The organism is Isoptericola sp. Y541, from assembly GCF_059445465.1.
This window is the reverse complement of the sequence record NZ_JCAIUJ010000001.1, coordinates 714,409-727,987: the sequence shown is the minus strand read 5'-3', so window position 1 is coordinate 727,987 and position 13,579 is coordinate 714,409. Positions and strand designations below refer to the sequence as shown.

General features: G+C 72.7%; 12 protein-coding genes and 1 pseudogene. 11 read left to right on the top strand and 2 right to left on the bottom strand.

Features of this window, described 5'->3' with window-relative positions:
- Window positions 1–11 precede the first annotated feature (11 nt).
- From AC1C2V_RS03285 to AC1C2V_RS03270, 4 genes are all read left to right on the top strand, one after another.
- Window positions 12–1,913: an ABC-F family ATP-binding cassette domain-containing protein gene (locus AC1C2V_RS03285; protein ID WP_495388131.1), complete on the top strand. Its 1,902-nt coding sequence runs from the start codon at window positions 12–14 to the stop codon at window positions 1,911–1,913.
- Entirely contained in the window at window positions 1,910–2,380 is a 471-nt protein-coding gene (locus AC1C2V_RS03280; protein WP_495388130.1) for an Lrp/AsnC family transcriptional regulator, read from the top strand. The genes AC1C2V_RS03285 and AC1C2V_RS03280 overlap by 4 nt, the downstream gene beginning before the upstream one ends.
- Window positions 2,381–2,437: 57 nt before the next feature.
- Complete coding sequence (gene lat, locus AC1C2V_RS03275) at window positions 2,438–3,802, top strand: L-lysine 6-transaminase (RefSeq protein ID WP_495388129.1); 1,365 nt, start codon at window positions 2,438–2,440, stop codon at window positions 3,800–3,802.
- A 162-nt stretch (window positions 3,803–3,964) separates the two neighbouring features.
- Window positions 3,965–4,558 (top strand): hypothetical protein, encoded by a 594-nt coding sequence (locus AC1C2V_RS03270; protein WP_495388128.1) that lies wholly within the window; start codon window positions 3,965–3,967, stop codon window positions 4,556–4,558.
- A gap of 68 nt (window positions 4,559–4,626) precedes the next feature.
- On the opposite strand, the gene AC1C2V_RS03265 is transcribed toward AC1C2V_RS03270, so the two are convergent.
- Window positions 4,627–5,571 carry a hypothetical protein gene (locus AC1C2V_RS03265; RefSeq protein WP_495388127.1) on the bottom strand — a complete coding sequence of 315 codons (945 nt, stop codon included), beginning with the start codon at window positions 5,569–5,571 and terminating at the stop codon, window positions 4,627–4,629.
- Window positions 5,572–5,933: 362 nt separating this feature from the next.
- Here AC1C2V_RS03265 and AC1C2V_RS03260 point away from each other — a divergent pair, with 362 nt between their 5' ends.
- The 5 genes from AC1C2V_RS03260 (at window position 5,934) to AC1C2V_RS03240 (ending at window position 11,955) form a co-directional block, all read left to right on the top strand.
- Entirely contained in the window at window positions 5,934–7,595 is a 1,662-nt protein-coding gene (locus tag AC1C2V_RS03260) for a peptide ABC transporter substrate-binding protein (RefSeq protein WP_495388126.1), read from the top strand.
- Window positions 7,596–7,685: 90 nt separating this feature from the next.
- Complete coding sequence (locus AC1C2V_RS03255; RefSeq protein ID WP_495388125.1) at window positions 7,686–8,690, top strand: ABC transporter permease; 1,005 nt, start codon at window positions 7,686–7,688, stop codon at window positions 8,688–8,690.
- Window positions 8,683–9,615 carry an ABC transporter permease gene (locus AC1C2V_RS03250; RefSeq protein WP_495388124.1) on the top strand — a complete coding sequence of 311 codons (933 nt, stop codon included), beginning with the start codon at window positions 8,683–8,685 and terminating at the stop codon, window positions 9,613–9,615. The genes AC1C2V_RS03255 and AC1C2V_RS03250 overlap by 8 nt, the downstream gene beginning before the upstream one ends.
- Window positions 9,616–9,632: 17 nt before the next feature.
- Window positions 9,633–10,649: an ABC transporter ATP-binding protein gene (locus tag AC1C2V_RS03245; protein WP_495388123.1), complete on the top strand. Its 1,017-nt coding sequence runs from the start codon at window positions 9,633–9,635 to the stop codon at window positions 10,647–10,649.
- Complete coding sequence (locus AC1C2V_RS03240; protein WP_495388122.1) at window positions 10,642–11,955, top strand: ABC transporter ATP-binding protein; 1,314 nt, start codon at window positions 10,642–10,644, stop codon at window positions 11,953–11,955. Before AC1C2V_RS03245 ends, AC1C2V_RS03240 begins: the two co-directional genes overlap by 8 nt.
- Here the strand turns inward: AC1C2V_RS03240 and AC1C2V_RS03235 are convergent.
- Window positions 11,898–12,068 (bottom strand): annotated as a pseudogene (locus tag AC1C2V_RS03235) (hypothetical protein); the annotation flags it as partial. The gene AC1C2V_RS03240 and the pseudogene AC1C2V_RS03235 sit on opposite strands and share 58 nt — an antisense overlap.
- Between AC1C2V_RS03235 and AC1C2V_RS03230 the strand changes: the two are divergent.
- Window positions 12,021–12,773 (top strand): type 1 glutamine amidotransferase, encoded by a 753-nt coding sequence (locus tag AC1C2V_RS03230; RefSeq protein WP_495388440.1) that lies wholly within the window; start codon window positions 12,021–12,023, stop codon window positions 12,771–12,773. The pseudogene AC1C2V_RS03235 and the gene AC1C2V_RS03230 overlap by 48 nt on opposite strands.
- Window positions 12,773–13,570 (top strand): serine hydrolase, encoded by a 798-nt coding sequence (locus tag AC1C2V_RS03225; protein WP_495388121.1) that lies wholly within the window; start codon window positions 12,773–12,775, stop codon window positions 13,568–13,570. The genes AC1C2V_RS03230 and AC1C2V_RS03225 overlap by 1 nt, the downstream gene beginning before the upstream one ends.
- The last annotated feature ends 9 nt before the right edge of the window (window positions 13,571–13,579 follow it).

The following is a 13,579-nucleotide window of genomic DNA, read 5'->3' as shown; positions in this document are numbered from 1 at the left end:
ACGCTCGGGGGGTGGCACATCTCCTCGGTGCGGACGGCATCACCCTGACCTTCGGCACCCGCACCCTCCTGCGTGACGTCTCCCTCGGGCTCGACGACGGCGATCGCACCGGCGTCGTCGGGCCCAACGGGGGCGGCAAGTCCACCCTGCTGCGCCTGCTCGCCGGCACGCAGGCGCCCGACGCCGGCCGCGTCACCCGCGTGGGCGGCTCCCGGATCGGCATGCTCGTCCAGCGTGACGTGGACGACGACGCCGCGACGATCCGCGACCTCGTGCACGGGGACAACGCCACCCACGAGTGGGCATCGGACGCGCGCATCCGCAACGTGCACGCCGGCCTGCTGGCCGACCTCGACCTCGACCAGCCGGCGTCCACCCTCTCCGGCGGGCAGCGCCGCCGCGTCGCGCTCGCGGCGCTGCTCGTCGAGGACCCCGACGTGCTGCTCCTCGACGAGCCCACCAACCACCTCGACGTCGAGGGCGTCGCCTGGCTGGCCGAGCACCTCCAGGCCCGATACGGGCGGCCCGGCGCCACCGGCGCGCTCGTCGTCGTCACGCACGACCGCTGGTTCCTCGACGCCGTGTGCACCCGCACCTGGGAGGTGCGCGGCGACGGGACCGGCGCCGTCGACGGGTACGAGGGCGGGTACGCGGCGTACATCCTGGCGCGCGCCGAACGGTCCCGGCAGGCCTCCACCGCCGCCGAGAAGCGCAACAACCTGCTGCGCAAGGAGCTCGCGTGGCTCAAGCGCGGCGCCCCCGCGCGCACCTCCAAGCCCAAGTTCCGGCTCGACGCCGCGGCCGCGCTCATCGACGACGAGCCGCCGCCGCGCGACAGCCTCGAGCTCACCCAGATGGCCACGCGGCGTCTGGGCAAGGACGTGCTCGACCTCGAGGACGTCACCGTCACCGTGCCTGTCTCCCCGGTTGAGCCCGTCGAAACCACCTCGCTGGTTGAGCCTGTCGAAACCAAGGTCTCGACAAGCTCGACCGGCGAGAGGGGCGAGCGCCGCGTGCTGCTCGACCACGTCACCTGGCGGCTCGGCCCGGGCGACCGGTACGGCGTCGTCGGCGTCAACGGCTCCGGCAAGACCACCCTGCTGGCCCTGCTCGCCGGTCGCCGTGAACCCGACTCCGGGCGCGTGCGGCGCGGCAAGACCGTGCACGTCGCCGAGCTCACGCAGGACGTCAGCGAGCTCGACGACGTCGCGCACCTCACCGCTGTCCAGGTCGTCGACCGCGAGAAGCGCACCGTCGTCGTGGACGGCAAGGAGCTCACCGCCGGGCAGCTCACCGAGCGGCTCGGCTTCACGCGCGAGCGCGCGCACACCCTGGTGCGCGACCTGTCCGGCGGCGAGCGTCGCCGCCTCCAGCTGCTGCGCCTGCTGGTCTCCGAGCCCAACGTGCTGCTGCTCGACGAGCCCACCAACGACCTCGACACCGACACCCTCGCCGCCGTCGAGGACCTGCTCGACGGGTGGCCCGGCACGCTGATCGTCGTCTCGCACGACCGGTACCTGCTGGAGCGGGTGTGCGACCGGCAGTGGGCGTTGCTCGGCGACGGCGCGCTGCGGGACCTGCCGGGGGGAGTCGAGCAGTACCTGGAGCTGCGTCGGCGCCGTCCTGTGCGGGTCGGGTCGGGCGTGTCGAACCCGCCGTCGGTCGTGCCTGTCGAGACCACGGCCGGGTCGGCGTCGGCTGCCGACGTGCGCGCCGCGAAGAAGGAGATCTCCCGGGTCGAGCGGCGGCTGTCGCGGATCTCGGACGAGGAGCGCGCCCTGCACGAGAAGATGGCGGCCGACCCGACGGACTACGAGGGGGTCGCCGCGCTCGACGCCCGGCTGCGGGAGCTGGCGCGCGAGAAGGAGGAGCTCGAGATGGCGTGGCTCGAGGCGGCGGAGGTGGCGGGATGACGGCGGACCGGGTGGTGGACGGCGTGCTGGACGGCGTCGACCGCGTGCTGGTGCAGGCCCTGCGCGAGGACGGGCGGGCCACGCTCGCCGTGCTCGCCGGGATCTCGGGGCTGTCGCAGTCGGCCGTGCAGGCGCGGGTGCGCAAGCTCGAGGCGCGCGGCGTCATCACCGGCTACCGCGCCGTCGTCGACCCCGAGGCCGTGGGGCTGCCCATCGCGGCGTACGTCGAGATCACGCCGCTGGACCAGTCGCAGGCCGACGACGCCCCCGAACGGCTGCGCGACGTGCCCGGCATCGAGGCGTGCTGGTCGGTGGCCGGCAACGCGAACTACCTGCTGCTCGTGCGGGTGCCGTCGCCATCCGCGCTCGAGGACCTGCTCGGCGTGATCCGCCGCGAGGCGAGCGTCTCCACGCGGTCCACCATCGTGCTCCGCACCTACTTCGAGGGGCGTCCGGTCACCGCCTGACGAAGGATCTCCTGCGAACATCTGGTTAGGCCGGAGAATCTCCCCTACGGTCGGAGTATGACCGAGACAATTTCTCAGCGCCCAGCCTCCAGCGTCGGCGGCTCGATCGAGGCCACGGCCGTCCTCGAGTCCCTGCGCGAGCACATGCTCGTCGACGGTTTCGACCTCGTGCTCGACCTCGAGCGCTCGCACGGCTCGACCCTCGTCGACGCCCGCGACGGGCGGGAGTGGACCGACCTGTTCACGTTCTTCGCCTCCAACCCCCTGGGCATGAACCACCCGGCCCTGTTCCGCGACCCGGTGTTCCGCGAGGAGCTGACCCGCGCCGCGATCAACAAGCCGTCCAACTCCGACGTCTACACCGTCGAGCTGGCCAGCTTCGTCGCCACGTTCGCCCACGTGCTCGGCGACCCGGCCCTGCCGCACCTGTTCTTCGTCGACGGCGGCGCGCTCGCCGTCGAGAACGCACTCAAGGTCGCGTTCGACTGGAAGTCGCGGCACAACGAGAGCCACGGTCGCTCGCCCGAGCTCGGGACCCGGGTGCTGCACCTGCAGCACGCGTTCCACGGGCGGTCGGGCTACACGATGTCGCTCACCAACACCGAGCCCGGCAAGGTCGCCCGGTTCCCCAAGTTCGACTGGCCGCGCATCAGCTCGCCCTACCCGGGGCACGACGCCGACGGCACGCCGCGCGACGTCGAGGCGCTCGAGGCGGCAGCGCTCGCCGAGGCCCGGGCGGCGTTCGAGGCGCACCCACACGACATCGCGTGCTTCATCGCCGAGCCGATCCAGGGCGAGGGCGGCGACCACCACCTGCGCCCCGAGTTCCTCCAGGCCATGCAGGCCCTGTGCCACCAGCACGACGCGCTGTTCATCCTCGACGAGGTGCAGACCGGCGTCGGCATGACCGGCACCGCCTGGGCCTACCAGCAGCTCGGCGTGCAGCCCGACGTCGTCGCGTTCGGCAAGAAGGCCCAGGTGTGCGGCGTCATGGCCGGCGGGCGCGTGGACGAGGTCGGCGACAACGTCTTCCACGTGTCCTCGCGCATCAACTCCACCTGGGGCGGCAACCTCGCCGACATGGTGCGCTCGCGCCGCATCCTCGACGTGATCCAGGCCGAGGGCCTGATCGAGCGCGCCGCGAGCGTCGGCGCCGGCCTGCTCGCGCGGCTCGAGGAGCTCGCGGCCGCGCACCCAGGTGTCGTCACCGACCCCCGCGGGCGCGGGCTCATGTGCGCGGTGTCGCTGCCGTCGCGCGCCGTGCGCGACGCCGTCGTCGCCGGCCTGCACGACGAGGGCTTCCTCATCCTCGGGTGCGGGGAGCGGTCCGTGCGGTTCCGACCGGCGCTCACCGTCGAGGAGTCCGTGCTCGACTCTGCTGTCGACGCCCTCGATCGGGTGGTGTCGCGCGTCGCTGGTTGAGCCTGTCGAAACCCGGCGCACCGTTGACGGCAGGTCCGGGGATCGCGCGCACGGTAGCGTTCACGGGCGCCAGGGCGCCCTCCGCTTCGGGACTTCTACTACCGTGCGCGCGATCCCCGGACCTGCCTTCTTTCGTCTTTCGGGTGGTGGCAAAGTGGGGCCGTGACCGACTACCGCATCGAGAACGTCTCTGGTGATCCTGCACGGATCGTGACCGTGCTGCCCGGCAGCGGGTATACCGCGGAGGGGCCGGTGCTGGCGCGGCCGGCTGCTGCGCTGCGCGACGCCGGGTGGTCGGTGCGGACGGTCGTGTGGGACGGCGTCTGCCGGGGCTTCGACGAGGCGCGCGCCGTGTACGGCGCGGTGCTGCGCGAGGGGCTCAACGCCGCGCCCTCGGCGGCGCACCTGGTGCTGGCCAAGTCGCTCGGCACGCTGGCGCTGCCCCTCGCCGTGGAGCTGGGGCTGCCTGGCGCGTGGCTGACGCCGCTGCTGACCTCGGACATGGCTCCGGACGTGCGTGCCGCTGCGGCCGGGCTGGGGGAGTCAGGCGTCCCGGCGCTGCTCGCCGGGGGCACGGCGGACGAGCTGTGGGACCCCGCCCTCGCGGCGGCGTCCGGGGCACGCGTCGTCGAGGTGGTGGGGGCCGACCATGCCCTCGAGGTTGTAGGCGACCCAGCGCGGACCCAGCAGGTGCTCGACGGCGTGACCTCCGCCGCCCTCGGCCTTGCCGAAGAGGTCCTGCGCCGCCGCGACTGAACGGTGCGGCAGTTCCAGGACGGTGCGGCAGTTCGAACTGCCGCACCGTCCCCGAACTGCCGCATCGCTCAGAACCGTCGGCGCGGCGACGGGAGGAGCGGAACGAGCCGCGCCGCGCGCCGCACCTCGGGTGGGAACCGCGCGAGCAGGCGCCGTGTGACGTCGTCGGGATCCTGTGCGTCGCGTGCGACGAACCGCAGCGGCCGGACGCCGAGGCGCTCGGTGATCGCGTCCTCGCGCACCTTCTCCTCGAACAGCGCCTCTTCGGCGTCGTACCTTGGGCCGAACGCGCCGTCGCGGTACTTGACCCGCCCGTCGAACTCCGCGAGCACGCGGTGCTCCGGCCAGGCGAGGTCGACGAAGAATCGCCCGGCGTGTGTGCCGACCTCGAACTGCGTCCGCGGTCGGGGCAGCCCGGCCCGGAGCGCGACGTACCGCAGCCATGACTCCCACGGCGGATCGGCGCCGCCGTCGGCGAGCTCGAGGACGAGACGACCTCGAGCCGAGCCGTTGCACCGACCCCGCTGGCGGAGCGCCGCGACGGCGGCAGCACGGTCGAGACCGTGCTCAAGCGCCCAGTCGGCGACGACGAGACCGTCGAGCGGGTGCAGGGTGGTGATGCAGTCGACCACGGTCCGGGTGAGGTCGGTGACGGGCAGCCCGCCGACCTCGACCCAGCGCTCGGGCAGCCCGCGATGCCTCACGATGTCACGCGCCGACCGCGTGCTGCCGCCGGACCGCTGCAGCACGTGCGTCCTCGTCGGCGGCTCCCAGAGCGGGACGCCGTGCAGCAGCGCCGCGCTCTCGTGGCTGAACACGTGATCCGCCTGCAGCTGGCGGTGTACGGCGCCGACACAGTCCCGGGCGCGGGCGCGAGCACCCCGTGGGCCGCCGTCGCCGCTGCTGCGGTAGGCGCCGCGCCGTAGCCGCTCGATCTCACCGGTGCCGGCCGTGCGTCGGAGCATCACCGGGTCGTGCTCGCGCGCGATAAGGATCTGGCGGTCGTCGGTCATCCAGTCAGAGTGCGAGCCTGCCGTGAGGGCGTGGCGCCGGGGAAGCGGACCTGTGGATGACGGCCGTCCGGGGGCAGGCTCGCCGCGGCAGTTTCGAGACGGTGCGGCAGTTCGAACTGCCGCACCGTCCTGGAACTGCCGAACGCTCGGCGGGCTGCCGACGTGCCGGGGGTGCGACACACGGGGATCGTTACGCATCCTTAACAGTGATTTTCACCACGACAGCTCAAGATGGCGATATGTTCCACGGCAGTGTTGCCGTGGGTTCGCGGGTGCGGACGGCGACGACGTGCACGACGACGTGAACGACAGCATGGCAATGGGGCCTTGAGCGACCACGACGTGGGGAGAAGCCGGTGACGATGGGGCGAAGGGCCGCAATGGCGGCCGCGGCGACAGCGGTGGCGCTGACGCTGGCAAGCTGTTCCGGTGGTGGCGGGAACGACGACGGTGACGGCGGGGACGGCGGCGGTGGCAGCGACTCGGACGCGACGCTGCACCTCGGGCTCGCGCAGGACGTCGAGACGCTGCTGCCGATGGACTCGAACGTCGGGGACAACATCTCCGTGCTCGACGTCGTGTACGACGGCCTGGTCCGGTACGACCCGGGGACCACCGAGCCGTACAACTACGTCGCCGAGAGCGTCGAGAGCGACGACAACACGGTCTGGACCATCAAGATCAAGCCGGACCTGACGTTCCAGAACGGCGAGCCGGTCGACGCCGACGCGTTCGCGCGGGCCTGGAACTACGCCGCGTACGGACCGAACGCGATGGCGAACAACTACTTCTTCGAGCGCATCGCCGGCTACGAGGAGATGCAGGGCGAGACGGACGACGACGGGAACGTCGTCGAGGAGCCCGCCGCGAAAGAGCTCTCGGGCCTGAAGGTCGTGGACCCGCAGACGCTCGAGGTCACTCTCACCGGGCCGTTCGCCGCCTTCTCCACGATGCTCGGCTACACCGGGTTCTTCCCGATCGCGCAGGAGTGCCTCGACGACATCGAGGCGTGCGCGGTGCAGCCCATCGGCAACGGTCCGTTCCAGGTCGAGAAGTGGGACCAGGGCGTGAACCTCACGGCCAAGCGCTGGGAGGACTACACGCTGGAGGAGACGCCGGAGTACGGCGCCATCGAGTGGACCGAGTACACGGGCGAGGACAACTGGCCGGACTTCCAGGCCGGCAACCTCGACTTCGCCGTCCCGCCGCCCGCCGAGCAGGCGGCCGCGGCCAACGACCCCGACCTGCAGGAGCGCTACGTCGAGGGCCCGGGCGCCGCGCTCACGTACCTCGCCTTCCCGCTGTACAAGGACGGTCCGTGGCAGGACGTCGAGTTCCGCAAGGCGGTCTCGATGGCCATCGACCGGCAGGGCATCATCGACGCCCTGCTGCCCGGTCAGCGCGTGCCCGCCGACAGCTGGGTGGTGCCCGACGTCGTGCCGGGCGGCACGGGCGGCACGTGCGAGTTCTGCGAGTTCGACCCGGACGCGGCCAAGGCGGCGCTGGAGCAGGCCGGGGGCTGGCCCGAGGGCGAGACGATGACCATCCACCTCGGCCAGGACGCGACCGAGCAGGAGCTGTTCAAGGCGGTCGGCGACTCCATCCAGGAGACGCTCGGCATCCCGTACGAGCTGGACGCGACGCCGGACTACTTCGCCCGCCGCTCGGCGCGTGACTTCTCCGGCCCGTTCCGCTCCAACTGGTTCCCGGACTACCCGCTGAACGAGAACTACCTGGCCCCGGTGTACGCCAGCGGGGACGCGAAGAACGGCAACACGGAGTTCGGGTATTTCAGCGAGGACTTCGAGGCGGCGATCAAGGCCGGCGACGAAGCCGCGACTCTCGACGAGGCGGTCGCCCAGTACCAGGAGGCCGAGAAGATCCTGGCCGCCGACTTCCCGACGGTGCCCGTGGTGGTGGCGCAGAACACGTACTACTACAGCGAGAACGTCTCGAACGTCGTGCTCGACCCGTTCAGCGGCGAGCCCAAGCTGCGCCTCCTCGAGGTCAGCAGCGGCATGTGACACCGCCGGTTGAGCTTGTCGAAACCACGTCGCATCGGTTTCGACAAGCTCCACCGGCGTTCCCTCCCCGCACCACCAGAAAGACTGTGAATGGCCCGCTACATCTTGCGCCGTGTCTTCCTGGGCGCGGCCACCCTGCTGCTCGTGATGTTCGTGCTGCACCTGCTCACGACGTTCGCGATCCAGCTCAACGGCAACCCCGCCCTCGCGTTCTTCGGCGACCACATCCCGACGAAGTCGCAGCTCGCCGCGGTGGAGGCGCGCTACGGCCTCGACGACCCCTGTTACGACCAGCCGGGCAACCCGTGCCTCGGCCCGTTCGTCGAGCGGTTGGGCCAGTACGCGCAGGGTGACTTCGGCACCAACCTGCGCGGGCGGGAGGTGACGGACATCGTCGCGACGGCGGCGCCGAACACCCTCAAGCTGTTCCTCATCGTGACGATCGTGTGGTTCGTGCTCGGCATGGGCCTGGGCACGATGGCGGCGCGCTGGCGCGGCCGGTCCGGGGACCACGGCATCCGGCTGACGTCGGTGCTGATCGACGCGTTCCCGATCTTCGTGCTCCTGTTGGTGTACCGGTACGTGTTCTCGGTGCCTCTGAACGGCTGGGCCAAGGAGACGTTCGGGGCGAGCAGCCTGCCCGCGCTGTGGTTCCGGCCGTCGTTCGACGACGACCATCCGTGGGCGACGTTGCTGGTGCCCGGGATCCTGCTGGGCCTGGCGGGGTCGGCGGCGTTCATCCGGCTGGTGCGCGCGAGCCAGCTCGAGTCGTACGCGGGCGACCACGTCCGCACGGCACGCTCACGCGGGCTGAACGAGCGGCACGTGGTGCTGCACCACGTGGTGCGCAACTCGGCGGTGCCGGTCGTGACGGCGATCGGACTGACCTTCACCGAGGCGCTCGCGGGCGCCGTCATCACCGAGGGGATGATGAACATCTACGGCATGGGCGGGGTGCTGTGGGAGGCGGTCCGCGCCGCGGACGTGGCGCTCGTCCTCGGCGTGGTCACGATCCTGGCGGCGGTGACGGTGGCCGTGATGCTGGTGGTCGACATCGCCTATGCCGCCCTCGACCCGAGGATCCGATATGCCTGAGCCCTCCGCCGTCATCGCCACCCCGGAGGCGCCGGGCGTGGACGCGTCGGCGTCGCTCGGTGGGGACGCCTGGCGCCAGCTCCGCCGCCGGCCGGACGTGATCGTCTCCGCGATCGTCGTCGTCTTCTTCGCCGTGATGGCGGCGTTCCCGACGCTGTTCACCAGCACGAACCCGCAGCGCTGCGTCATCGGGGACTCGAAGATCCGGCCGCAGGGCGTCGGCGCCACCCACCCGCTCGGCACCGACGTGCACGGGTGCGACCTGCTGGCGCAGCTGGTCCACGGGGCCCGTCCGTCGCTGCTGCTGGCGTTCGTGGTCGTGGGCGTGTCGCTGATCATCGGCGTGGTGCTCGGCCTGCTCGCCGGGTACTACCTGGGCTGGGTGGACACGCTCGTGTCCCGGACGATCGAGGTGTTCCTCGTCATCCCGCTGCTGCTCGCCGCGCTGCTGCTGCTGTCGCTGTTCCGCAACGTGAACGTGGGGGGCGGCACGTTCGACGTCATCCTGCTGCCGGCGGTGGTGCTCACCATGTTCGGCTGGATGGGGTATGCCAGATACGTGCGGGCGAGCGTGCTGGAGGCGAAGAACCTCGACTACGTGACCGCCGCCCGCGCGCTGGGTGCGTCGGACCTGCGGGTGATGGTGCGGCACGTGCTGCCCAACGCGATCGGCCCGGTGACGGCGCTCGTGCCCACGGCGATCGCGGGCGTGATCAGCGCGGAGGCGGTGCTCGCGTTCCTCGGCATCGGGGTCCGCCCGCCCGCGATCAGCTGGGGGATCATGATCACGAACGGTGCGGACTGGGTGACAGGCGGGTACGCGTACCTGCTGCTGTACCCGCTCGGGTGCCTGATCCTCACGGTCCTGGCGCTCGTCGTCCTCGGCGACGCCCTGCGCGACGCCCTCGACCCGAGGCTCCGGTGAGGGGGCAGGTGAACGACATGAAACCCGATCTCGGCGCCACGCTGCTCGAGGTGGAGGACCTGGCCGTCGAGTTCCGGTCCGACGACGGCGCCGTGCGCGCGGTCGACGGGCTCAGCTACCGGGTGGAGGCGGGGCGCACGCTGGCCCTGGTGGGCGAGTCGGGGTGCGGCAAGTCCGTGAGCTCGCTCGCGGTGATGGGCCTGCTGCCGCCGACGGCGCGCGTCGTGCGGGGGGCCGCGCGCTACCGCGGCACGGACCTGCTCGGGCTGTCGCCCACGAAGCACCGCGCGCACTGCGGCACGCACGTCGCGATGGTGTTCCAGGACGCGCTGGCCGCGCTCAACCCGGTGCACACGGTGGGCTACCAGCTCTCCGAGTCGCTGCGGGCGCGCTCCGGGGTGTCCCGACGCGAGGCGCGGAAGCGGGCGGTCGAGCTGCTCGACCTCGTGAAGGTGCCGAATGCCCGTCAGCGGGTCGACGAGTACCCCCACCAGTTCTCCGGCGGCATGCGGCAGCGCGTGATGATCGCGTCCGCGCTCGCCCTCGACCCGGACGTGCTCATCGCGGACGAGCCGACGACGGCGCTGGACGTCACGGTGCAGGCGCAGGTGCTGCGCCTCCTCGCCGAGATCCAGGCGGAGCGGCAGATGGGGCTGGTGCTCATCACGCACGACCTGGGCGTGGTGGCCGGCGTCGCCGATGACGTGACGGTGATGTACGCAGGGCGGGCCGTGGAGCACGCACCCGTGCGCGACCTGTACGCCGCCCCCGCACACCCGTACACCCGGGCGCTGCTGCGCTCGGTGCCGCGGGTCGACGCGCCGGACGACCGCACCGCCGGCGGCCGGCTGCCCGTGGTGCCGGGCCGCCCGCCCGTGCCGGGCCGCGTGCCCTCGGGCTGCCCCTTCCACCCCCGGTGCGACATGGCGCAGGACGTCTGCCGCACCGACGTGCCGCCGCTCGACGACGTCGCCCCCGGGCGGTCGTCGGCCTGTCACTTCGCCGCCGAGCTCCTGGGAGGCGTCCGTGCCTGACCGGCCCGATCGCACGACGGACACCTCGTCCGACGTCCCGCCCGACACCTCCTCCGACGTCGTGCTCGAGGTGCGCGACCTCGCGAAGTCGTACCCGGTGCGCAGCGGCGTCGTGATCAAGCGCACGACGGGCCACGTGCAGGCCGTGGACGGGGTCTCGCTCGCGCTGCGGCGCGGGCGCACGCTGGGCCTGGTGGGGGAGTCCGGGTCCGGCAAGTCCACGCTGGCGCGCGTGCTCGTGGGGATCGAGAAGCCCACCCGCGGCCAGGTGCTGGTGGACGGCGAGGACGTGTCGACGATGTCGCGGGCCGCCCGCCGCGAGCTGCGCCGGTCGGTCCAGATGGTCTTCCAGGACCCGTACACGTCGCTCAACCCGCGGATGTCGGTGGGCGAGATCGTCGCCGAGCCGTTCCGCATCCACCCCGACGCCGTCCCCGCCGGCGGGCGGCGCAAGGCCGTCGCGGACCTCCTCGAGCTGGTGGGCCTCGACCCTGATCACACCCACCGCTACCCGCACCAGTTCTCCGGCGGCCAGCGCCAGCGCATCGGCATCGCCCGGGCGCTCGCGGTCAAGCCGCGCGTGCTGGTGTGCGACGAGCCGGTCTCCGCTCTGGACGTGTCCGTGCAGGGGCAGGTCATCAACCTGCTGGAGGACCTGCAGGACGAGCTCGGCCTGGCGTACCTGTTCATCGCGCACGACCTGGCCGTCGTGCAGCACATCGCCGACGAGGTGGCCGTCATGTACCTCGGCCGCGTCGTCGAGGAGGGCGACGGGCCCGCGGTGTACGACGACGCGCACCACCCGTACACCCGAGCCCTGCTCTCCGCGGTGCCGGTGCCGGATCCGACGGCCCGACCCGCCGAGGGCGCGCTGCTGCTGGAGGGCGACCCGCCGTCGCCCGCCGATCCGCCGTCCGGCTGCCGGTTCCACACGCGCTGCTGGCTCGCCCGGCAGCTCGCCGCGCAGCAGGGCGTGTCCGGCGACGGGCCGGACGCCGTGCCCGAGCGGTGCCGCACCGAGGACCCGGTGCTGGTGCCGCTCGGCCGACGCGACGACGCGTTCGTGCCGCACGCCACCGCCTGCCACTTCGCCCGCGAGGCGGCGGCGCTGGGTGGTGCGCCCGACGTCGACCCCGAGGCGACCCTCGACCCCGACGCCGCCCGCGCCGTCGTCCACCACGCCCAGACCGAACCCGTGCCCGAGACCGTCCCCGACAGCACCGTCCCCGACAGCACCGTCCCCGACAGCACCGTCCCCGACAGCACCGTCCCCGACAGCACCGTCCTCGAGAGCAGGGAGCGCTGACCGTGCCCGACCCCCGACCGACCGTCGTCCTCGTCCAGAACTCCCCCCGCAGCGGGCCGGGGCGCATGCCCGGCTGGCTGGAGGAGGACGGCGCCGCCGCCGTCGTCGTCCAGGGGGCCGACCTCGCCGAGCAGGTCCCCGCGCTCGCCGGTGACGGCGCCTCTGTAGATGGCCTCGTGCTGCTGGGCGGCGGGCTGCTGCCCGACGAGGACGAGCACGCCCCCTGGCTGCCGCACGAGCGTGCGCTCGTGGCCGAGGCGCTGGACGTGGGCGTACCGGTGCTCGGCATCTGCCTCGGCGGCCAGGTGCTGGCGCACGTCACGGGCGGCACGGTCACCGGGCGCTCGGGGGAGACCGAGAAGGGCCTGTGCCCCGTGCGCCTGCTGGACGATGCGGCCGACGACCCGCTGCTCGGTCCCGTCGGACCGCTGGCCGACGACGGGGTGGTGCGCATGGTCGAGAGCCACGTGGACTCGATCACCGGCCTGCCGCCGGCGGCCGTCCACCTCGCCACGAGCGACGCGTGTGGCGTCCAGGCGTTCCGGGTGGGAGACGTCGCCTGGGGGCTGCAGTTCCACCCCGAGGCGGCGCCCGAGCGCATCGGCACCTGGGACGCGCACGAGCTGGCCGGCCTCGGCTTCGACCGCGACGAGCTGCTGGCGGCCGCGCTCGAGGAAGCGCCCGTCAACGAGCGGCAGGCCCGCGCGCTGTCCGCCGCCTTCGCCGCCGTCGTCCATCGCTGTGAGCGCGCAGGTGGCCCCGCCGATCGGCGTGTCGAGGGCCAGTCGCGCGCCCACGGCGTGGGGGGTGGGCGCTGATGCCGGCCACCGGGACGCACTCGGACGGCGTGCCCGTCGTCGCCTACCAGGTGCGGTGGGCGGGCGGGGAGGTGCTCGCGGAGCGGTCCGCGGACGCCTCGTTCTACGCCGCGTCGACGGTCAAGCTCGCGGTGCTGGCGGCGGCGGCCCGGGCGCTGGACTCCGGTGCCCTGACGCTCGAGCAGGAGGTGGCCAGCACCGACACGTTCCGCTCGCAGGTGCCGGGCGCGCCCGACTATCGCATCGAGCCCGACGACCTCGACCCCGGCATGCCCGCCCCCGGCACCTTCATGCCGGTGGGGCTCGTGGTCGAGCGGATGGTGGTCGTCTCCTCCAACGAGGCCACGAACATGGTGATCGACCTGGTGGGTCTGGACGCCTCCAACCGCGTACTGGCCGACGCAGGAGCCACCGGGAGCGTCGTCGGCCGCAAGTACAGCGACCTGGCCGCCGAGGACCGCGGCGACAGCCACCGCGTCACGGCGGCCGACCTCGCCGCGCTGATGTCCGCCGTCGTCACCGGGCGCCTCGCGGGGCCCGAGCGCACCGCCTGGATGCTCGACCTGCTCGCCCGCCAGACCGACCGGCAGCTCACCGCCGCCGCGCCCGAGGGCGCGCCGTACGGGTCCAAGTCGGGCTGGGTGGACGGCATCCGGCACGATGTCGCGTACATCGGCGAACCCGGTCCCGACGCACTGGTCGTCGCGGTCTGCACCCGCGGCTACGACGAGGTGCAGGCGGAGGAGACGCTGAAGGCGCTGGGCGAGCTCGCGCTCACCCTCACGAGCGCGCGCTGAGCGGGTCGG